The sequence below is a fragment of the Enterobacter sp. DC1 genome (assembly GCF_000568075.1).
Taxonomy (GTDB): domain Bacteria; phylum Pseudomonadota; class Gammaproteobacteria; order Enterobacterales; family Enterobacteriaceae; genus Enterobacter; species Enterobacter asburiae.
The window spans coordinates 479027-499803 of sequence record NZ_AZUA01000003.1 but is presented as its reverse complement, the minus strand read 5'-3'; the positions used below and the strand labels follow the sequence as shown (position 1 = coordinate 499803).

21 protein-coding genes are annotated in these 20777 nt (G+C 57.5%); 4 read left to right on the top strand and 17 right to left on the bottom strand.

Going from position 1 to position 20777, the window contains the following annotated elements:
• Positions 1 to 77: 77 nt before the first annotated feature.
• From P346_RS09320 to cysG, 11 genes are all read right to left on the bottom strand, one after another.
• Positions 78 to 704, bottom strand: a complete 627-nt coding sequence (locus tag P346_RS09320; RefSeq protein WP_023308989.1) for a protein-L-isoaspartate(D-aspartate) O-methyltransferase — start codon at positions 702 to 704, stop codon at positions 78 to 80.
• Complete coding sequence (gene surE / locus P346_RS09325; protein WP_023308990.1) at positions 698 to 1459, bottom strand: 5'/3'-nucleotidase SurE; 762 nt, start codon at positions 1457 to 1459, stop codon at positions 698 to 700. Before surE ends, P346_RS09320 begins: the two co-directional genes overlap by 7 nt.
• A complete protein-coding gene (truD, locus tag P346_RS09330) occupies positions 1440 to 2489 on the bottom strand; it encodes a tRNA pseudouridine(13) synthase TruD (RefSeq protein ID WP_032660288.1) in 1050 nt (349 codons plus the stop codon). Before truD ends, surE begins: the two co-directional genes overlap by 20 nt.
• On the bottom strand, positions 2486 to 2965 hold the full coding sequence (gene ispF / locus P346_RS09335) for a 2-C-methyl-D-erythritol 2,4-cyclodiphosphate synthase (RefSeq protein ID WP_032660285.1): 480 nt from the start codon (positions 2963 to 2965) through the stop codon (positions 2486 to 2488). The genes truD and ispF overlap by 4 nt, the downstream gene beginning before the upstream one ends.
• A complete protein-coding gene (ispD, locus tag P346_RS09340) occupies positions 2965 to 3675 on the bottom strand; it encodes a 2-C-methyl-D-erythritol 4-phosphate cytidylyltransferase (protein ID WP_032660284.1) in 711 nt (236 codons plus the stop codon). Before ispD ends, ispF begins: the two co-directional genes overlap by 1 nt.
• A gap of 19 nt (positions 3676 to 3694) precedes the next feature.
• Positions 3695 to 4006: a cell division protein FtsB gene (ftsB, locus tag P346_RS09345; protein WP_008499609.1), complete on the bottom strand. Its 312-nt coding sequence runs from the start codon at positions 4004 to 4006 to the stop codon at positions 3695 to 3697.
• 166 nt (positions 4007 to 4172) lie between these two features.
• Positions 4173 to 4499: a DUF3561 family protein gene (locus tag P346_RS09350; RefSeq protein ID WP_008499610.1), complete on the bottom strand. Its 327-nt coding sequence runs from the start codon at positions 4497 to 4499 to the stop codon at positions 4173 to 4175.
• Between the two features lie 58 nt (positions 4500 to 4557).
• The gene (cysC, locus tag P346_RS09355; RefSeq protein ID WP_032660281.1) at positions 4558 to 5163 is read right to left on the bottom strand and encodes an adenylyl-sulfate kinase; all 606 of its coding nucleotides are present in this window, start codon (positions 5161 to 5163) and stop codon (positions 4558 to 4560) included.
• Positions 5163 to 6587 carry a sulfate adenylyltransferase subunit CysN gene (cysN, locus tag P346_RS09360; RefSeq protein WP_032660279.1) on the bottom strand — a complete coding sequence of 475 codons (1425 nt, stop codon included), beginning with the start codon at positions 6585 to 6587 and terminating at the stop codon, positions 5163 to 5165. The genes cysC and cysN overlap by 1 nt, the downstream gene beginning before the upstream one ends.
• Before the next feature lie 9 nt (positions 6588 to 6596).
• Complete coding sequence (gene cysD, locus P346_RS09365) at positions 6597 to 7505, bottom strand: sulfate adenylyltransferase subunit CysD (protein ID WP_010434549.1); 909 nt, start codon at positions 7503 to 7505, stop codon at positions 6597 to 6599.
• 9 nt (positions 7506 to 7514) lie between these two features.
• Positions 7515 to 8873 carry a siroheme synthase CysG gene (gene cysG, locus P346_RS09370; RefSeq protein ID WP_032660276.1) on the bottom strand — a complete coding sequence of 453 codons (1359 nt, stop codon included), beginning with the start codon at positions 8871 to 8873 and terminating at the stop codon, positions 7515 to 7517.
• A gap of 237 nt (positions 8874 to 9110) precedes the next feature.
• Here cysG and P346_RS09375 point away from each other — a divergent pair, with 237 nt between their 5' ends.
• On the top strand, positions 9111 to 10154 hold the full coding sequence (locus P346_RS09375) for an aminopeptidase (protein WP_032660274.1): 1044 nt from the start codon (positions 9111 to 9113) through the stop codon (positions 10152 to 10154).
• 71 nt (positions 10155 to 10225) lie between these two features.
• On the opposite strand, the gene cysH is transcribed toward P346_RS09375, so the two are convergent.
• The 3 genes from cysH to cysJ form a co-directional block, all read right to left on the bottom strand.
• Positions 10226 to 10960 (bottom strand): phosphoadenosine phosphosulfate reductase, encoded by a 735-nt coding sequence (gene cysH / locus P346_RS09380; protein ID WP_023308999.1) that lies wholly within the window; start codon positions 10958 to 10960, stop codon positions 10226 to 10228.
• Positions 10961 to 11059: 99 nt separating this feature from the next.
• Positions 11060 to 12772, bottom strand: a complete 1713-nt coding sequence (gene cysI, locus P346_RS09385) for an assimilatory sulfite reductase (NADPH) hemoprotein subunit (protein ID WP_032660271.1) — start codon at positions 12770 to 12772, stop codon at positions 11060 to 11062.
• Positions 12772 to 14577, bottom strand: coding sequence for an NADPH-dependent assimilatory sulfite reductase flavoprotein subunit (gene cysJ, locus P346_RS09390; protein ID WP_032660269.1), 1806 nt, complete (start codon positions 14575 to 14577; stop codon positions 12772 to 12774). The genes cysI and cysJ overlap by 1 nt, the downstream gene beginning before the upstream one ends.
• A 306-nt stretch (positions 14578 to 14883) precedes the next feature.
• On the opposite strand from cysJ, the gene queD reads away from it, so the two are divergent.
• Positions 14884 to 15246, top strand: coding sequence for a 6-carboxytetrahydropterin synthase QueD (queD, locus tag P346_RS09395; RefSeq protein ID WP_023309002.1), 363 nt, complete (start codon positions 14884 to 14886; stop codon positions 15244 to 15246).
• An 85-nt stretch (positions 15247 to 15331) separates the two neighbouring features.
• On the opposite strand, the gene queE is transcribed toward queD, so the two are convergent.
• The 3 genes from queE to P346_RS09410 are packed head-to-tail and all read right to left on the bottom strand — an operon-like array spanning position 15332 to position 18324.
• Positions 15332 to 16003: a 7-carboxy-7-deazaguanine synthase QueE gene (queE, locus tag P346_RS09400; RefSeq protein WP_023333236.1), complete on the bottom strand. Its 672-nt coding sequence runs from the start codon at positions 16001 to 16003 to the stop codon at positions 15332 to 15334.
• A gap of 54 nt (positions 16004 to 16057) precedes the next feature.
• Positions 16058 to 16765: an N-acetylmannosamine-6-phosphate 2-epimerase gene (locus P346_RS09405; RefSeq protein ID WP_032660267.1), complete on the bottom strand. Its 708-nt coding sequence runs from the start codon at positions 16763 to 16765 to the stop codon at positions 16058 to 16060.
• The gene (locus P346_RS09410; protein ID WP_032660264.1) at positions 16765 to 18324 is read right to left on the bottom strand and encodes a PTS transporter subunit EIIC; all 1560 of its coding nucleotides are present in this window, start codon (positions 18322 to 18324) and stop codon (positions 16765 to 16767) included. Before P346_RS09410 ends, P346_RS09405 begins: the two co-directional genes overlap by 1 nt.
• Positions 18325 to 18489: 165 nt before the next feature.
• On the opposite strand from P346_RS09410, the gene P346_RS09415 reads away from it, so the two are divergent.
• Positions 18490 to 19314, top strand: a complete 825-nt coding sequence (locus P346_RS09415) for a MurR/RpiR family transcriptional regulator (protein WP_032660262.1) — start codon at positions 18490 to 18492, stop codon at positions 19312 to 19314.
• 347 nt (positions 19315 to 19661) lie between these two features.
• On the top strand, positions 19662 to 20771 hold the full coding sequence (locus P346_RS09420; protein ID WP_032660260.1) for an SDR family oxidoreductase: 1110 nt from the start codon (positions 19662 to 19664) through the stop codon (positions 20769 to 20771).
• The last annotated feature ends 6 nt before the right edge of the window (positions 20772 to 20777 follow it).

Below are 20777 nucleotides of genomic sequence, written 5' to 3'. Positions count from 1 at the left end.
TTTACCGTGATGGCACGAATCTTTCGCGCCACACCATACGCTGAATTTGCCTTAATAACCCTGGATAATTCCGAGTCTCAGGCCAACTCCCCCTTTACCAGAGGCACAAAGCGCACGGCTTCCACGGTGTCGATAATAAACTCGCCGCCGCGCCGACGAACGCGCTTCAAAAGCTGCTGCTCGTCCCCAACGGGCAGAACAAGAATGCCCCCCTCATCCAGCTGCGACAACAGGGCTGCAGGAATTTCAGGCGGGGCCGCCGTCACGATGATGGCGTCAAACGGCGCGCGCGCCTTCCAACCCTGCCATCCATCACCGTGTCGTGTCGAAACATTATGTAAATCAAGTTGTTTCAGGCGACGACGCGCCTGCCACTGTAAACCTTTAATCCGCTCAACGGAGCATACATGATGAACCAGATGCGCCAGGATCGCGGTCTGATACCCCGACCCGGTGCCAATCTCCAGCACGCGGGATTCCGGGGTTAGCTCCAGCAGCTCCGTCATGCGCGCTACCATGTAAGGCTGCGAAATCGTCTGACCCTGCCCGATGGGCAGCGCCACGTTTTCCCACGCTTTGTGTTCAAACGCCTCGTCTACAAATTTCTCACGCGGAACCTGAGCAAGCGCCTCAAGCACGTGCTCGTCGCGGATCCCCTGCGCGCGGAGTTGTTCCAGAAGAGTTTGTACACGTTTGTTTACCATTGCGCGTTCACTCCTGCGCGATCCAGCCAGCCCGACACCACATCATGCGCGCTATACGCGGTTAAATCTACGTGCAGCGGGGTAACCGAAACATAGCCTTCATCCACGGCGGCAAAGTCGGTATCCGGACCCGCATCACACTTATCGCCGGGAGGGCCAATCCAGTAAAGCGTGTTGCCGCGAGGATCCTGCTGCGGGATCACCTGATCGGCAGGATGTCGGCTTCCGCAACGGGTGACGCGAATGCCTTTAATTTCATCAAGAGGAAGATCCGGCACGTTGATGTTGAGGATGCGTCCGGTACGCAACGGCTCGCGGCCGAGCGCCCGCAGGATCGAACAGGTCACCGCGGCGGCGGTGTCGTAATGCGTGTGGCCGTTCAACGAGACCGCCAGCGCCGGGAACCCCAGATGGCGCCCTTCCATTGCGGCCGCCACGGTACCGGAATAAATCACGTCATCGCCGAGGTTAGGACCGGCGTTAATGCCGGAGACGACGATATCCGGACGCGGACGCATCAGCGCGTTCACGCCCAGAAAAACGCAGTCGGTTGGCGTGCCCATCTGCACGGCAATATCGCCATTTTCAAAGGTAAAGGTGCGAAGCGACGACTCCAGCGTCAGAGAGTTAGACGCTCCACTGCGGTTACGATCGGGTGCCACGACCTGCACATCCGCAAATTCACGGAGGTGTTTCGCCAGGGTCTGAATGCCTGGCGCGTGGATCCCGTCATCGTTACTCAGCAATATTCGCATAATCACCCGAGGTGTTGATAAGTTCCCTGACAACACTGGTGGCAAAGCTACCTGCCGGTAGCCAGAAGCGTAACTCGACGGTTACGTCATCCCACCAGTTCCAGCTTAACTGCTGCGGATAGAGCAGCATCGCGCGGCGTGCCGCTTCGACTTTTTCCCGCACCAGCAAGGATTGCAATTCTGGCGCATCCGCTACGGCTGACTGCTCGGCGGCCAGCGCGTCGCCCTGTGTTCCCCAGTCGCCCGTACCGGGCAGCGCGGCGGTAATCATCAGCGCTTTTGCGTCCACGCGCGATTGCACATCGGCCATTTCTTCGGCCGTTGCCACAAACCAGCTTCCGCGTCCCGCTAATTGTAGCGCATCGCCAACAACAACTTGATTCGCGTCCGGTTTTTTCAGCCTTTCGCTCACAATCTGATTAAACAACGCGCTGCGGGCCGCCGACAACCAAAAACTGCGTTTATTCCTGTCGCGCACCGGTGCATCGCTTTGCGCCCAGCGCAGCGCCCCCTGAAGGTTGCTGCCGCCAATGCCAAAGCGCTGTGCGCCAAAGTAGTTCGGTACGCCCAGCTCTTGAATCGCGCTCAGACGCTTCTCAACGTCTTCGCGGTGGGACACTTCACGCAGCACCAGCGTAAAGTCGTTCCCCTTCAATGCCCCCAGACGCAGCTTGCGCTTGTGGCGGGCGAACTCCAATAACTTACAGCCTTCAAGCTCAAATTTGCTTAAATCAGGCATCGTATTGCCGGGAACGCGCGCGCAGAGCCACTGTTCAGTGACGGCGTGTTTATCTTTCTGTCCGGCAAAGCTCACTTCGCGGGCATGAATTTTGAGGAATTTTGCCAGCGCGTCGGCCACAAAGCGGGTATTGCAGCCATTTTTCAGAATACGCACCAGGATATGTTCGCCTTCGCCATCCGGCTCAAAGCCCAGATCCTCCACCACGAGGAAATCTTCCGGGCTGGCTTTCAGCACCCCGTTCCCCTGCGGTTTACCGTGCAGGTATGTCAGGTTATCGAAGTCCGTCATTTGCTCGCCTTCAGCAGCAGCGCCACGGCTTCACAGGCAATCCCTTCGCCACGCCCGGTAAAGCCCAGCTTCTCGGTCGTCGTCGCTTTGACGTTCACGTCGTCCATATGGCAGCCCAGATCTTCTGCAATAAACACGCGCATTTGCGGAATGTGCGGCAGCATTTTCGGGGCCTGGGCAATAATCGTCACGTCGACGTTCCCAAGGATGTAGCCTTTCGCCTGAATGCGGCGCCACGCTTCGCGCAGCAGCTCGCGGCTGTCCGCCCCTTTAAATGCCGGGTCGGTGTCCGGGAACAGTTTGCCGATATCGCCCAGCGCGGCAGCGCCCAGCAGCGCGTCGGTCAGCGCATGCAGCGCCACGTCGCCATCAGAATGCGCCAGCAGTCCTTTTTCATAGGGAATGCGCACGCCGCCAATGATAATTGGGCCTTCTCCGCCAAAGGCGTGTACATCAAAACCGTGTCCAATTCGCATTATGCCTTCTCCTGATGGGTCGAACGGGTAAGATAAAATTCCGCGAGCTGTAAATCTTCCGGACGCGTCACTTTAATATTATCAGCGCGTCCTTCAACAAGCTCAGGGTGGAAACCGCAATACTCCAGCGCGGAGGCTTCGTCCGTGATGGTCGCACCTTCTCTAAGCGCACGCGTTAAGCAGTCGTGGAGTAATTCACGGGGGAAAAATTGTGGCGTCAGCGCGTGCCATAAATCGACGCGATCGACGGTGTGGGCGATCGCCTGATTGCCCGGCTCGGCGCGCTTCATGGTGTCGCGCACCGGCGCGGCCAGAATCCCACCGACCTTGCTTGTTTCGCTCAGGGCCAGCAGGCGCGCAAGGTCGTCCTGATGCAGACACGGACGCGCCGCGTCATGCACCAGCACCCATGGCGCGTTTCCGGCGGCCTGAATGCCCGCCAGCACGGAATCAGCGCGCTCGGCGCCACCGTCTACGACGGTAATCTGTGGATGATTTGCCAGCGGCAGCTCCGCGAAGCGCGCATCGCCAGGGCTGATAGCGATGATCGCTCGCGTCACCCGCGGGTGCGCCAGCAGCGCCGCCACGGCGTGCTCGAGGATCGTTTTATCGCCAATAGAGAGGTACTGCTTGGGACATTCTGTCTGCATGCGCCGGCCAAAACCTGCGGCCGGCACCACGGCGCATACGTCCGAAAAAGTTACTGCCATGTCGTAATCCTGGGCCTGATTATCGATTGTTTTGTGCTGAGCCCTGATTGCGTTTAGACGCATCCGGAACCAGACGATAAAAGGTTTCGCCCGGCTTAGTCATACTGAGTTCATTGCGTGCGCGTTCCTCAATCGCCTCTTGCCCGCCATTGAGGTCATCAATTTCAGCAAAGAGTTGATCGTTTCGCGCCTTAAGTTTGGCGTTTGTTGCCTGCTGAGCCGCGACGTCATCGCTCACCCGGCTATAGTCGTGCAGTCCGTTCTTACCGAACCACAGCGAATATTGCAGCCAGATTAGCAAAGCCAGCAACAGCAGCGTTAGTTTACCCATCCTGCCCCCTGAAAAACGGCATCATCATCCCAAGACTTCCCCAGAGCACTACGCCGGGGTAACAGAGATGCCGCAACATCGCGGGCAAATGTACCACATTTTTTCCGCAGAATCGTCCTGCACAATATCGTTACACAGTTGGTTACGGTTTGAATTATGGCTGAAGTTAGCCCATGAGCCACAAAAATAACAGACCAAACATCAGAACCACCGTCACAATCGTGACCACGGTGCTGTAGAGGAGCTTACCGTTGAGCAGCGAGTGCAGCGCAATGCCGACGACAACCGCCACGGGCATCAGCGCCAGAAAGAAAGGCCAGGTGTAGAGAAAGAAGAACAGCGTGTTGCCGCCGTAGATAAGAAACGGAATGCCAAGCGCCAGCAGCCATGAGACGAAGCCAATGATGGCCCCGGGAAATGACCAGGTCGTTTCGTCGTCGGTCGCTAGCGGCTCCGACCCGGTGGTGGTGATGTAATGTTCACTGTTGCGCATAGCTAATCCTGTGACCGTGACTCATCGTTCGGGAAGACAGCTCCCGAACGATACCGCCTCAGGATCTGATAATATCGTCCCGTCTGAGCAGGTCTAATAATTGGCTTACTAAATTTGTTACCAATTGTTGACCTTCCAGGTGAATCTCAGGCGATTCAGGCGCTTCGTATACCGCGTCAATTCCGGTGAAGTTGCGCAGTTCTCCGGCACGCGCTTTCTTGTACAGCCCTTTCGGGTCGCGCGCTTCGCAAATCTCCAGCGGCGTATCGACAAACACCTCGATAAAGCGATCCTGGCCCACGCGTTCGCGCACCATCTGGCGCTCGGCGCGGTGCGGAGAGATAAACGCGGTCAGCACCACCAGCCCGGCGTCAGCCATCAGGCTGGCGACTTCGCCCACCCGGCGGATGTTTTCTTTGCGGTCATCGTCGCTAAACCCTAAATCGCTGCACAGGCCGTGACGCACGTTGTCTCCGTCCAGCAGGTACGTGCTTACGCCCTGCTGATGCAACGCCTCTTCCAGCGCGCCCGCCACCGTTGATTTACCCGAGCCTGACAGCCCGGTAAACCACAGCACAACCCCACGGTGACCGTGGAGCCGTTCGCGCTGGGCGACGGTCACCGGATGAGGATGCCAGACGACGTTCTCATCATGGGCGGCCATTACTTGCCTCCCAGCAGATCGCGTGCGCCCCAGTGCGGGAAGTGTTTACGCACCAGCGCGTTCAGTTCCAGCTCGAAAGCGCTGAATTCAGACGTTGCGGCAGCCTGTTTAATCGGTTCGCGAACCATACCGGCCCCGACGGTAACGTTGGTCAGCCGGTCGATAAAGATCAGCCCTCCCGTGACCGGGTTCTGCTGATACGGATCCAGCACCAGCGGTTCATCGAAGGTCAGATCGACCAGACCGATGCCGTTCAGCGGCAGCTCGGTGACGTCCCGATGGGTCAGGTTGTTGATATCCACCTGGAACTGAATACCGTCCACGTGGGCGCGGGTTTTCTTGCCGGCAATTTTGATGTCATAGCTCTGGCCAGCGGTCAGCGGCTGTTCGGCCATCCAGACCACGTCTACGGAAGCCCCCTGCACTGCCGCCAGCGTTTCCTGCGCGTCTACCAGCAGGTCGCCCCGGCTGATATCAATTTCGTCTTTCAGCACCAGCGTTACGGCTTCACCGGCACCCGCGTCCTGCAGGTCACCGTCGAAGGTGACGATGCGGGCGATAGTCGATTCCACGCCGGATGGCAGCACCTTGACGCGCTGACCTACCTTCACGGAGCCTGACGCGAGAGTGCCCGAGAAACCGCGGAAATCGAGGTTTGGACGGTTCACGTACTGCACCGGGAAGCGCATCGGCTGGGTATCGACCACGCGCTGAATCTCAACGGTTTCCAGCACTTCCAGCAGCGTCGGGCCGCTGTACCACGGCATGTTCGCGCTCTGGGAGGCGACGTTATCCCCTTCCAGCGCCGAGAGCGGTACAAAGCGAATATCCAGGTTGCCCGGCAGCTGTTCGGCAAAGGTCAGGTAGCTCTGGCGGATCTCCTCGAACTTCTCTTCGCTGAAGTTCACCAGATCCATCTTGTTGACCGCCACCACCAGGTGTTTGATCCCCAGCAGCGTCGAGATAAAGCTGTGACGACGGGTCTGATCCAGCACGCCTTTACGCGCGTCCATCAGCAGGATCGCCAGGTCGCAGGTGGAGGCGCCGGTCGCCATGTTGCGGGTGTACTGCTCGTGCCCCGGGGTGTCGGCAATAATAAATTTGCGCTTCTCGGTAGAGAAGTAGCGGTAGGCCACGTCGATGGTGATGCCCTGCTCGCGCTCCGCCTGCAGGCCGTCCACCAGCAGGGCCAGGTCGAGTTTTTCGCCCTGGGTGCCGTGGCGCTTGCTGTCGTTATGCAGGGAAGAGAGCTGATCTTCGTAAATCTGGCGCGTATCGTGCAGCAGGCGGCCAATCAGGGTACTTTTCCCGTCATCCACGCTGCCGCAGGTCAGAAAACGCAGCAGGCTTTTGTGTTGTTGCGCGTGCAGATACGCTTCCACGCCGCCTTCGTTGGCAATTTGTTGAGCAATAGTGGTATTCATGGCGGCTCCTTAGAAATAACCCTGACGTTTCTTCAGCTCCATGGAGCCTGCCTGGTCGCGGTCAATCACGCGCCCCTGTCGCTCGCTGGTGGTGGACACCAGCATCTCTTCGATGATCTCCGGCAGCGTCTGCGCGCTGGATTCCACCGCGCCGGTCAGCGGCCAGCAGCCGAGGGTACGGAAACGCACCATCTGTTGTTTGATCACTTCGCCCGGCTGCAGGTCGATGCGATCGTCGTCGATCATCATCAGCATGCCGTCACGCTCCAGAACCGGGCGCTCGGCGGCCAGATACAGCGGAACGATCTCGATGTTTTCCAGATAGATGTACTGCCAGATATCCAGCTCGGTCCAGTTGGAGAGCGGGAAGACGCGAATGCTTTCGCCTTTATTAATCTGACCGTTGTAGTTGTGCCACAGCTCCGGACGCTGGTTTTTCGGATCCCAGCGGTGGAAGCGGTCGCGGAAGGAGTAGATACGCTCTTTGGCGCGGGATTTCTCTTCGTCACGGCGCGCGCCGCCGAAGGCCGCGTCAAAACCGTATTTGTTCAGCGCCTGCTTCAGCCCTTCAGTTTTCATGATATCGGTGTGCTTGGCGCTGCCGTGCACGAACGGGTTAATGCCCATCGCCACCCCTTCCGGGTTTTTGTGCACCAGCAGCTCGCAGCCGTAGGCCTTCGCGGTACGGTCGCGGAACTCGTACATTTCGCGGAATTTCCAGCCGGTATCCACGTGCAGCAGCGGGAACGGCAGCGTGCCCGGATAAAACGCTTTACGCGCCAGATGCAGCATGACGCTGGAATCTTTACCGATGGAGTACATCATCACCGGGTTAGAAAACTCGGCGGCCACTTCGCGGATGATATGGATACTCTCCGCTTCGAGCTGCCGCAGGTGTGTAAGACGTTTTTGGTCCATAACCGTTCCTTAAGCCAAATTTACAACAGAAGAACCAAAGCCTTCTGTATCGGTTGTGTGTTGGAACCAGGCGAGCGTGCTGTGCAGCTGCACCACTTCACCCACCACGATCAGGGCGGGCATCGGGGCGTCTTTCGCCAGGGTTGCAAGATGTTCCAGCGTGCCCGTCGCAACGTGCTGATCGACGCGCGTGCCGCGAGAAATGACGGCAACGGGCGTCGTCGCCTCGCGACCGTGCTGAATAAGCTGTTCGCTGATGTCCGCGGCCTTCATCGTGCCCATGTAGATCGCCAGCGTCTGGCGGCTCTGGGCGAGATGCGACCAGTCGAACGGCGTGCTGTCGGCCTTGTAGTGGCCGGTCACAAAGGTCACGCTCTGGGCGTAATCACGGTGGGTCAGCGGAATACCGGCGTAGGCCGTTACCGCAGAGGCCGCCGTGATGCCGGGCACCACCTGGAACGGTATGCCCGCTTCGGCTGCCGCCTGCAGCTCTTCGCCGCCGCGACCGAAGATAAACGGGTCTCCCCCTTTCAGGCGCACCACGGTTTTACCCGCCTTGGCGGCGTCAACCAGCATCTGGTTGGTGTCGTGCTGCGGCACCGAGTGCTCGCCAGCCCGTTTGCCGACGCAGATTTGCTCCGCGTCGCGACGGATCAGCTCGCGCACGCCGTCGGTGACCAGATGGTCGTAGAACACCACGTCCGCGTCCTGAAGCACCTGCAGGCCGCGCAGCGTCAGAAGCCCGGCATCGCCCGGCCCCGCCCCCACCAGAATGATCTCCCCGCCCGTGCTGCCGGGGTTATCCAGTTCGTCCTCGAGGATTTTCTGCGCCGCCGTCTCATTACCGGCATGCATCAGGCTGGCAAAGCGGCCGCGAAACACGCGTTCCCAGAAGCGACGGCGTTCCGTCACGCTGGTCAGGCGCGTTTTCAGGTGGTTGCGCCAGAAGCTGGCTTTTTCCGCCATGCGCCCGAGGCTGGTCGGCAGCAGCGCTTCGATTTTTTCACGCAGCACGCGCGCCAGCACCGGTGCGGTACCGCCCGAGGAGATCGCCACCAGCAGCGGAGAACGGTCAACGATCGACGGGAAGATAAACGAGCATAACGGCTGGTCATCCACCACGTTCACCAGGCGGTAACGGGCCTGAGCGGCGTCGGAAATCCGTCGGTTCAGGTCGCGATCTTCGGTCGCCGCAATTACCAGCACGACGCTGTCGATTTGTGATTCGTCAAAGTCCGCTTCTGCCACTACCCGCACCTGCGCCCCAGCGCGCTGCAAAAACGCGATTTTGCGATCGGCAATTTCACCCGTGCCAACAACCAGCACCGGCTTCTCTTTTATCGCGGCAAATAAGGGCAGATAGTCCACAAGCAACAACTCACTAACAACGAGGAATAAAGGGACTATAGGGGGCGGCTTAGACCGAATGAAATTACGAATTGGAATGAGTAGTTACTCAATGGAATAACGCCGTGAAAAAGCTAATACCAAAAAGTGCTTAACACGCGAAATATCGGGCATTTAAGAGCAATTCAAATTGTGTATGGGCGATCACAGTTTCATACTAGGCGGGTTAATATTTTGCTCTGTTTTTAAGGACTCACTATGTTTTCCGCAACGCGCCACCGTATTGCTGCCCTGGCGCTCGGCGTTTGCTTTATTCTTCCGGCCCAGGCAAAAAACCAACCTTATGGTGAAATCGCCACTATGCAGGCGCGGCATATTGCCACCGTCTTTCCCGGCCGCATGACCGGCTCGCCTGCGGAGATGCTCTCCGCGGACTATCTTCGCCAGCAGTTTGCCGGGATGGGATATCAGAGCGATATCCGGTCGTTTCACAGCCGCTACGTTTATACCTCACGAAATAAAACGAAAAACTGGCATAACGTGACCGGCAGTACGGTTATCGCGGCGCATGAAGGTAGCGCGGATGAACAAATTATTATTATGGCGCACCTTGATACCTACGCCCCGATGAGCGATGCCGATACGGATAACAACCTCGGCGGGCTGACGCTGCAGGGCATGGACGACAACGCGGCAGGCCTGGGCGTGATGCTCGAACTGGCCGAGCGGATGAAGGATATTCCAACCCAGTATGGTATTCGTTTTGTGGCCACCAGCGGGGAAGAAGAGGGCAAACTCGGCGCTGAGAATCTCCTTAAACGCATGAGCGCTGAGGAGAAGAAAAATACGCTGCTGGTGATCAACCTCGATAACCTGATCGTCGGCGATAAGCTTTATTTCAACAGCGGGCAGAGTACGCCGGGTACCGTGCGGAAACTGACGCGCGACCGGGCGCTGGCGATTGCCCGCAGCCATGGGGTTTATGCCACCAGCAACCCCGGCGGTAACCCGGGTTATCCGCGAGGAACGGGCTGCTGCAACGACGGGGAAGTGTTCGATAAGGCGGGCATTCCGGTGCTGTACGTGGAAGCGACAAACTGGGCACTGGGCAAGAAAGATGGCTATCAGCAGCGGGCTAAATCGAAAGCCTTCCCGGACGGGACAAGCTGGCACAACGTGATGCTGGATAATCAGCAGCACATTGACAGCGCGCTGCCGCAGCGGATTGAGCACCGCAGCCGTGACGTGGTGAAGGTGATGCTGCCGCTGGTGAAGGAGTTGGCAAAAGCGGGGAAAGCCTGAGGTTGTTAAGCATAGCGCGGCCTGATGCCCTCACCCCAACCCTCTCCCACAGGGAGAGGGAGGATAAAGGATTACCCTTCGTGCAGCCCGCACTCGCGCTTCAGCCCAAAGAATCGCGTCTCTTCTTCCGCCATTCCCGGTTCCCATTTGCGCGTGGTGTGGGTGTCGCCCACCGACAGATAGCCCTGGTCCCACAGCGGATGGTACTTCAGCCCGTGTTTTTGCAGATACTGATACACCGTCCGGTTATCCCAGTCGATAATCGGCAGCACTTTAAATACCCCGCGCTGGACCGCCAGCACCGGCAAGGTTGCACGGCTTCCGGACTGCTCGCGACGCAGGCCCGCAAACCACGTCTGAGCATTGAGCTCTTTCAGCGCCCGGTTCATCGGCTCAACTTTGTTGATCTCATTGTATTTCTCAATGCCCTCAACGCCCTGCTCCCACAGCTTACCGTAGCGCGCCTCCTGCCAGGCCGCGCTTTCCGTCGCGCGATACACTTTGAGGTTCAGCTTGAGCTTGTCCGTCAGCTCGTCAATAAACTGGTAGGTTTCCGGGAACAGGTAGCCGGTATCGGTGAGGATCACCGGAATGTCCGGACGGATCTGATTCACCAGATGCAGGCTGACCGCCGCCTGAATACCAAAGCTCGACGACAGCACATAGTCTCCCGGCAGGTTTTCCAGCGCCCACGCCACGCGCCCTTCGGCGTCCAGCTTTTCAAGGTGGGCATTGGTTTCTGCCAGCGCCAGAATGCGTTCGACTTTAGGCAGATCGTTAAGGGCGTTTAGATCGAGTACGGACATAAGAACCTCGTTTGCCTGTTTTGCCGGGCGGCACTGCGTTTGCCCGGCCTACAAAACCCGTAGGCCCGGTAAGCGAAGCGCCACCGGGCAAAGGATGGGTTACTCCCAGAAATCCCTTGCGGGATCGAGCACCGGGCGAATGATGCCCGCACGCACCGTAAAGTCGCCGAAGCCTTCACCCGCTTCGCGCTCTTTCGCCCAGCGCCCGACAAGCTCGTCGATGGAATCAAGAATTTCCGGTTCCGTAATATTTTCACGGTACATACGCGGAATGCGCGTCCCCATACGGTTACCGCCAAGGTGCACGTTGTAACGACCCGGCGCTTTCCCGACCAGACCCAGCTCGGCCAGCATCGCGCGGCCGCAGCCGTTCGGGCAGCCGGTGACGCGCATAACTATATGCTCGTCCGGAATACCATGTTTTTCCAGAATCGCCTCCACTTTGTCAGTGAATGACGGCAGGAAACGTTCCGCTTCGGCCATCGCCAGCGGGCAGGTCGGGAACGACACGCAGGCCATCGAGTTTTCACGCTGCGGCTTGACCGCATCCATTAACCCGTGGTCGCGCGCCAGCTTCTCGATCTTCGCCTTCTGGCTCTCCGGCACGCCGGCAATAATGAGATTCTGGTTAGCGGTAATGCGGAACTCGCCTTTATGGATCTTAGCAATTTCCAGCAGACCGGTTTTCAGCGGACGGCCCGGATAATCCAGAATACGGCCGTTTTCAATAAACAGCGTCAGGTGCCATTTATTATCGATACCTTTCACCCAGCCGATGCGATCGCCGCGACCGGTGAATTCGTAAGGGCGGATCGGCTCAAACTTGATGCCCGCACGACGCTCCACTTCCTCTTTGAACGTCTCAACGCCCACGCGCTCCAGGGTGTATTTGGTTTTCGCGTTTTTACGGTCGGTACGGTTGCCCCAGTCGCGCTGGGTGGTCACTACCGCTTCCGCCACGGCCAGCGTGTGCTCCAGCGGCAGGAAGCCGAACTCGCTCGCGGTGCGGGCGTAGGTTTTCTTGTTACCGTGCTCAATGGACAGGCCGCCGCCCACCAGCAGGTTAAAGCCGACCAGCTTGCCGTTTTCGGCAATCGCCACGAAGTTCATGTCGTTGGCGTGCAGATCGATATCGTTCTGCGGCGGGATCACGACAGTAGTTTTAAACTTGCGCGGCAGATAGGTCTGGCCAAGGATCGGTTCTTCGTCCGTGGTCGCGACTTTTTCCTGATCGAGCCAAATCTCCGCATAGGCGCGCGTGCGCGGCAGCAGGTGCTCGGAGATCTTCTTCGCCCACTCGTACGCTTCGGCGTGCAGCTCGGATTCATACGGATTCGAGGTGCAGAGCACGTTACGGTTCATGTCGTTGGCGGTCGCCAGCGCGTCCAGCCCGACGGAGTGGAGCATCTGGTGCACCGGCTTCACGTTCTTCTTCAGAATGCCGTGGAACTGGAAGGTCTGACGGTTGGTCAGGCGGATGCTGCCGTAAATCGTATTTTCACCCGCAAACTTGTCGATCGCCTGCCACTGTTTGGTGGTGATCACCCCGCCCGGCAGGCGGCAGCGCAGCAGCATCGCGTGACGCGGCTCCAGCTTCTGTTCAGCGCGTTCGGCGCGGATATCGCGATCGTCCTGCTGGTACATACCGTGGAAGCGGATCAGCAGGAAGTTGTCGCCTTTGAAGCCGCCGGTGAGACCGTCATTCAGATCTTCAGCAATGGTGCCGCGCAGATAGTTGCTTTCCAGCTTCATGCGCTCGGCGTCTGTCAGTTTACCTTCGACCACCAGTGGCCCTGGATGTTTTTCGCTCATTAGTAGACATCTCGCTGATAACGGCGCTCAACGCGCAGCTCACTTAAAAATTCATCCGCCGTTTCGGCATCCATACCGCCGAATTCGGCAATCACTTCCAGCAGTGCCTGCTCAACGTCTTTCGCCATGCGATTGGCGTCGCCGCAGACATAAATGTGGGCACCGTCATTGATCCAGCGCCACAGCTCTGCGCCCTGTGCGCGCAGTTTGTCTTGTACGTATACTTTTTCTTTCTGGTCGCGGGACCAGGCCAGATCGATGCGGGTCAGTACGCCTTCTTTAACATAGCGCTGCCACTCGACCTGGTAGAGGAAATCTTCGGTAAAGTGCGGGTTGCCGAAGAACAGCCAGTTTTTACCCGGCGCGCCGTCTGCCGCGCGCTGCTGCATAAAGGCACGGAACGGCGCGATGCCTGTGCCTGGGCCAATCATGATGACCGGCGTTTCCGGATTCGCAGGCAGGCGGAAGTTGTCGTTGTGCTCGATAAAGACGCGCACTTCGCCCTCTTCTTCCACGCGATCCGCCAGGAAGCTTGATGCCCCACCCGCACGGGCGCGGCCTTCGATGTCGTAGCGCACCACGCCGACGGTGACATGCACTTCACTCTCCACTTCGGCCTGCGAAGAGGCGATGGAGTACAGGCGCGGGGTCAGCGGTCGCAGCAGGCCGATCAGCGCATCGGCATCCAGCTGAGCCGGAGAGAAACGCACCATATCGACAATTGGCGTCGTCGCGGCGTAATGCTGCAGTTTCGCTTTGTCCCCCACCAGCGGCAGCAGGGATTCGCTGCGCGTTAAGGTGGCATAATTCTCGACGATATTCGGGGTATTCACCGTCAGCTCGAAATGCCACTGCAGCGCCTCTGAAAGCGGCTGGGTTTTGCCGTCAACGGTGACAGGCTCGTCACCCTTCAGCCACAGCAGCTCAACCAGCTCTTTCACCAGCGCCGGGTCGTTCTGGTACCAGATACCCAGCGCGTCGCCCGGCTGATAGCGCAGGCCAGAGTCACCGAGATCGATTTCGATATGGCGCACGTCTTTTTCCGAATCGCGGCCGGTAATTTTCTGGTTCACCGACAGGCTCGCCGTCAGCGGCGCCTCTTTGGTGTACGGGCTGGTGTGAATGTCGTTGACGGCACCCGTCGCGGTGAGCGCGGCCTGCGCCGACGTCTCTTTCGGCACGCGCGCTTTCAGCACTTCAACAATGCGGGCACGCCATTCGGCGGCGGCGGTCTGGTATTCGACATCCGCGTCAACGCGGTCCAGCAGGCGCTCCGCACCCAGCTCCGCCAGCTTGCTGTCGAAGTCTTTACCTGACTGGCAGAAGAATTCGTAGGAGGTATCGCCCAGGCCAAAGACGGCAAACGCCGTGCCGTCCAGCTTCGGCGCTTTTTTCGAGAACAGGAACTTGTGCAGCGCCACCGCTTCTTCAGCGGGTTCACCTTCCCCCTGCGTAGAGGCAACCACCACCAGCAGTTTTTCTGACGCGATTTGCTTAAATTTATAATCCCCGGCGTTGACCAGGTTCACGTTCAGTTTGGCGGCCAGCAGGTCGTCACGCAGCGCTTCGGCCACGCGGCGCGCATTGCCCGTCTGCGAGGCGGAAATCAGGGTAATGGCCGGAATTTCAACGGCCGTTACCGGTGCACCCGCCACAGCGCCAGGCTGCTGATTGAGCATTCCCCAGAAATAACCGGAGACCCAGGCAAGCTGAGTGGGAGAAAAATCAGAGGTGGCAGCCTGAAGGCGCGCCAGTTGCTCCGGGTTCAGGGGAAGCAAATTTGAAGGTGGGGCCTGTGTTGTCATGCGTCGTTATGTTCCAGTAGCCAAGCGGACTTTAAGCGAATAAATCCAAACTGAAGATAAGGTTAACGGCGAGGATAATAACAATTAAAGAAGGGATGGAAATAATAAATAACCAAATGGACTAACCTGTTTTAGTTGTCATACTTAGCGATAAAAGCGATTAATTAACTCTCTGAAAATTATCGATAAAAACCACAAAAAACGCCTATTAACGAGACGTCAGGCTTCAGAGCCGTTTTAGTTAATGCTAAAAATTGTGCTTTCCGGTACTATGCGGCGGTTTTTTCCGCATTACTGAGAGCGATCATGTCCACCACACTGTTTAAAGATTTCACCTTCGAAGCCGCCCACCACCTTCCGCATGTCCCTGAAGGGCATAAATGCGGCCGTCTGCACGGGCATTCGTTCATGGTGCGTCTTGAGATCACCGGTGAAGTTGATCCGCATACCGGTTGGATCATGGATTTTGCCGAGCTGAAGGCGGCGTTTAAGCCGACCTACGATCGTCTGGATCATTACTACCTGAATGATATCCCGGGCCTTGAGAACCCGACCAGCGAAGTGCTGGCGAAATGGATTTGGGATCAGATGAAGCCGCTGGTGCCGCTGCTGAGCGCGGTGATGATCAAAGAGACCTGTACCGCTGGCTGTATCTATCGCGGGGAGTGATGCTTGCCGGGTGGCGCTGACGCTTACCCGGCCTATAAGAGCCTCAAACCGTAGGCCCGGTAAGCGCTAGCGCCACCGGGCTTTTTTATGCAATATTCAGGTACTTGTGCGTCTGCATCGAAAGGCGCCAGTTACGCGCAATACAGGTTTCAATGCACAGGCGCGTCGCGTCGTCTTTCTGGCTGATCGGCTGTAGCGCAATGACGCGCTGCTTTTCATCCGTCAGCGTGGCCAGCAGTTCATCCAGCGCTTCGATATCACGCACGCGCCCAACCGGGTGCTTAATCTCATCCGCGCGTTCCAGCGCCTGAGACAGCACGTCATACCCGCCGCGCATATTCACTTTTGGCGATACCGTCACCCAGGTCGTGTGTGAACAGCGCACTTCATGGGTGCCGCTGGTCTCAATCTGGCAGCTGTAGCCGTTCTTCTCGAGCAGCTCGGTCAGCGGCGTCAGATCGTGGATGCAGGGTTCACCGCCGGTGATCACCACGTGGCGCGCCGTCCAGCCCTGACGACCAATAATGGCCAGCAGATCTTCTGAACTGCCCGCGCCCCACTTATCGCTCTCTTTGGTTTTCGCCAGAATGCTAAACAGCGACACTTCCCGATCTGCGAGCTTATCCCACGTATGTTTGGTATCACACCAGGCACAGCCAACCGGGCATCCCTGTAAACGAATGAAAATAGCGGGAACGCCGGTAAAGTAACCCTCGCCTTGCAGGGTCTGGAACATCTCGTTAATCGGGTACTGCATAGTCATCTCAGTAAAGGGGATAAACGATAAGTATCGCAGATCCCCGCCGGATGGTCATGCTCCATCGGTGCTTTGCGCGCCAATCGCCGCCATAAAACGCTCGGTAATTTGCTGCGGACGGGTGATCGCGCCGCCGACGACGACCGTATGCGCGCCCAGCGCCAGGCATCTGGCCGCGCGTTCAGGCGTATCCACGTTGCCTTCGGCAACCACGGGAACCGTCACGGCGACCAGCACGGCCTTCAGGAACGCGCAGTCATTCCCCGGAAGCGAATGGCCCGCCGTTTCCGCCGTATAGCCGTAAAGCGTGGTGCCGACGCAGTCAAAGCCAAGCGCCTGCGCCGTCACGGCTTCGTCCACGGTGGAAATATCGGCCATCAGCAGTACGGAGGGGTAGCGCGAGCGGATGCGCGCGACCAGCGTTTCCAGGGATTCACCACCGGGACGCTCCCGCGCCGTCGCATCAAGCGCAATGATTTCCGGAGAGACGGCCATGAGCTCATCCACCTCTTTCATCGTGGCGGTGATAAACACCTCGCTTTCCGGGTAATCCCGTTTGATAATGCCGATGACAGGCAAAGAGACCTGCTGCTTAATGGCCTCGATATCCACCACGCTGTTGGCACGAATGGCAGCGGCCCCGCCCTGCGCCGCCGCCAGCGCCATCCGCGACATAATAAACGGGCTATGCAGCGGTTCATTCTCCAGCGCCTGACAGGAGACGACCAGTTTTCCCTTCAGGTTATCCAGTACAGTTTTCATTACGATAAGATCTCTTCTACTTCGTTTTTGATAATCGTGACGTGCGGGCCATAAATGACCTGAACACCGTTACCGCGAACGATAACGCCGCGCGCGCCGGTGGCTTTCAGCGCCGCGTCATTCACTTTGCTGCCGTCCTTCACCGTGACGCGAAGCCGCGTGGCGCAGCAGTCCACCTCTTCCAGATTCTCTTTTCCGCCTAATCCCGCGATCACCGCAACGGCGCGCTCGCTCTGCGAGAAGGTCACCTCATCGGCCACCGCCTCCTTTTCCCGACCCGGCGTGGCGAAATCGAAGCGGTTAATCAGGTAGCGGAAGGTGAAGTAGTAAAGGAAGAACCACGGCACGCCGACCAGCGGAACGAACATCCAGTTGGTTTTGGCCTCTCCCTGCAAAATACCGAACAGCACGAAGTCGATAAAACCGCCGGAGAAGGTTTGCCCGATAGTGATATGCAGCATGTGCGCGAGCATGAACGCCAGCCCGTCAAACAGCGCATGAATGACGTAAAGCGCCGGCGCAATAAACAGGAAGGAAAACTCGATAGGCTCGGTAATCCCGGTCAGGAACGAGGTTAGCGCCGCAGAGAGCAGCAGCCCGGCAACGCGCTTTTTATTCTCCGGTTTTGCCGTGTGGTACATCGCCAGACACGCGCCGAGCAGGCCAAACATCATCGTAATAAAGCGCCCGGACATGAAGCGCGACGTGCCCTCATAGAAATGCTGCGTGTTCGGGTCGGCCAGCTGGGCGAAGAAGATCCGCTGTGTGCCCTCGACGAGGTGACCGTTAACAATCTCACTGCCGCCGAGCGCGGTGGTCCAGAACGGCAGATAGAAGATGTGGTGCAAACCAAACGGGCCCAGCATGCGTAAAATGAAGCCGTACAGCAGGGTGCCCAGATAACCGGTGGCATCCACCAGCCCGCCGAGACCAAAAATCAGTTTCTGGAAATGCGGCCAGACCACGGTCATGAGCGCGCCTACGAGTATCGCCGCCAGCGAGCTGATTATGGGAACAAAGCGCGACCCGCCAAAGAATCCGAGGAACTGCGGAAGCGCAATTTTATTAAACCGATGATGGAGCGTGCAGGTCACCAGACCAATCACCACGCCGCCAAATACGCCGGTTTCCAGCGTCTGAATCCCCAGCGTCATGCCCTGCCCCACAGCGCCCGGGTTCTCCTGCGCCAGTTTGCCGGTGAGGATCAGCAGCACGTTGATGGTGGCATTCATCACCAGAAACGCGAGCAGCGCCGCCAGCCCAGCCGTGCCCTTATCGCTTTTTGCCAACCCGACGGCAACACCAACCGCAAACAGCACCGAGAGGTTTGCAAACACGATTGAACCTGCGCTGCTCATGATGGTGAAAATAGCCTGAAGCCAGCCCACGTCTAAAAACGGATAAGCCGCCAGCGTGTTGGGATTCGATAACGCGCCGCCTACCCCCAGCAGCAGACCCGCCGCGGGCAACACGGCGATGGGCAACATAAAGGATTTACCAAAGCGCTGCGCTTTTTCAAACCATCCCCCCGAAGAAGCACCACTGAACATTTGCATCATTTTTTCATCTCCCCGTTAATTGATGAAAATTTTTACCACATAAATATTTTTAAGTGAAAATTATCACCAAAAACCAGGACGCCGATCATACTTTTTCAAAATGACTGGCATCTTTCCCCTCCTTTCCGCCACACTAGTCGCAGCGAAACACATTAAGGACGTGGCATGTCGGACCATGAAAATCTGCTGCTGAAGCTCCGCCAGGAGGCTTCCGGGTACAGCCCAACGCAACAAAAACTCGGCGAGTTTGTCCTCAGCGATCCTGGCCGGGTGCTCTACCTGACGATCACTGAACTGGCGCGCGAGAGCCACACCAGCGAGGCAAGCGTCACGCGCCTTTGCCGGACGCTGGGCTGCAAGGGCTATAACGAATTTAAAATGGCGCTTGCGCTGGATATTCAGCAGGGCCAGCCCGCGCGTCAGGCGGGGGATGAGATTGATAACGTCGTGGATGAGTCGGTGCAGGCTTTGCAGGATACCGCCAGACTCCTCGACCGCACGCTGCTTGAAAAAGCGGCGCTGGCGCTGCACCAGGCGCAATCCGTACAGATTTATGGCGTTGCGGCCAGCGCGATCCTCGGGGAGTATCTGCATTACAAGCTGCTGCGGCTGGGCAAACCCGCACAGCTGTTTAGCGATATGCACCGCGCGGCCATGAATGCGACAACGCTTTCGAAAGAGACGCTGGTTGTGGCCATCTCCAGTTCGGGTTCAACGCGGGATTTACTCCACGTGGTGAAGCTTGCCCGCAAGCGCGGCGTTAAGGTTCTGGCACTCAGCAATACGCCCCGCAGCCCGCTGGCGTCTCTGAGCGACATGCAGCTGGTTGCCGCCAAACCAGAAGGTCCTCTAAGTGCAGGCGCGCTCAATGCTAAGGTTGGAGTCATGCTGCTGGTCGAGCTGCTGACCACGTCCATGATTGCGCTGGATGGTCATTACGGCGACGTTAGCCAACAAACCGCCAGCGCCACGCTTCCCCTGTTGCTCTGAAAAACATTCGCAGGCTAAATAAATAGGCCTGCAAATGATTTCAGTTAAGTGGTGTTTAAATCATTTATTTGGTAAATGTTTGGTGTAACAAATTATTATATTTATTACATTTTGAATTAAGTTTACCTTTCGCCCCCCCTCTATAAAAAACATTAAATTCAATAAGTTAAAATTTTAATTCTAATAGAGTGAATTTTTACCCTTCCGCTAATGTCCAATCTATCCACCCGAATTCCTTTCCTTAAAATAAGCTTAAGATGCCATTGATTTCGGCGTTTTATTATTTAAATGCCGTTTACTTTTGCGCGCCTACAATCCGCCTCATCAATCATAATGAGACGGTATTAATGAAGATGTTATTGATTACAGGCGTGACAGGATTTCTGGGCGGTGCAGTTCTTGAAAAAATCCTGACCAGCGATCAACCCGCAAAACTCCTTTTGCTTGCGCGCGCCAGCGATCCGCAGAGCGGGCTGGAGCGCGTGCTGGAGAACATGCGCAAGTTCAACGTTCCCGAGGACAAACTGGCCACCCTGGAGGTGGATAATATCCTGATTGGCGACCTCAGCCAGCCTGAAGCCTTTCTCAACGATCCCCGTCTGGATCGGGTGACGCACGTGGTTAACTGTGCGGCCGTCGCCTCATTTGGTAATAACCCGCTGATCTGGAAGGTCAACGTTGAAGGTACGCTCGCGCTGGCGCGCCGTATGGAGCAGGTCACCGGACTGCAGCGTTTCCTCCACGTCGGCACAGCAATGTCATGCACGCCGGAGCAGGATTCACTGGTCGCCGAAAGCGCTGAATTCAGAGAGAATGCTGAACACCTGGTGGAATACACGTTTTCGAAGTCAACCATCGAACAGCTGATGCGCCAGGAGTGTCCGAACCTGCCGCTGCTCATCGCCCGTCCGTCCATCGTCGTCGGCCATACCCGTCACGGCTGCACGCCGTCGAGCAGCATTTTCTGGGTCTTTAGCATGGGCCTGATGCTGCAGAAGTTTATGTGCTCAATGGAAGACAGGATCGACGTTGTTCCTGTGGATTATTGCGCCGACGCGATGTTAATGCTGCTCAACAGCAACGCTCGTCCGGGAGAAGTGGTACACATTTCTGCGGGAGAAGAGAACAGCGTTCGCTTTGCGGATATCGATCAGGCAATGGCGCAGGCGCTGGAGAAAGCCCCCGTCGGGGATAAATATGCACAGGTCAGCTACGAAACGCTGGTAAGAATGCGCCGCGAGCTGAAACATATTTTTGGCCCGTGCAACGAACGTCTGATGCTGAAAGCCATGCGTTTATACGGTGCGTTTGCCACGCTTAACGTGCGCTTCAGCAACGATAAGCTGTTGAGCATGGGGATGCCGAAGCCGCCCCGGTTTACGGATTACATCGCCCGCTGCGTGCAAACCACCCAGGGGCTGACCATTCCGGAGCAAATGGCGGTCGATTTTAAATAGCCAAAA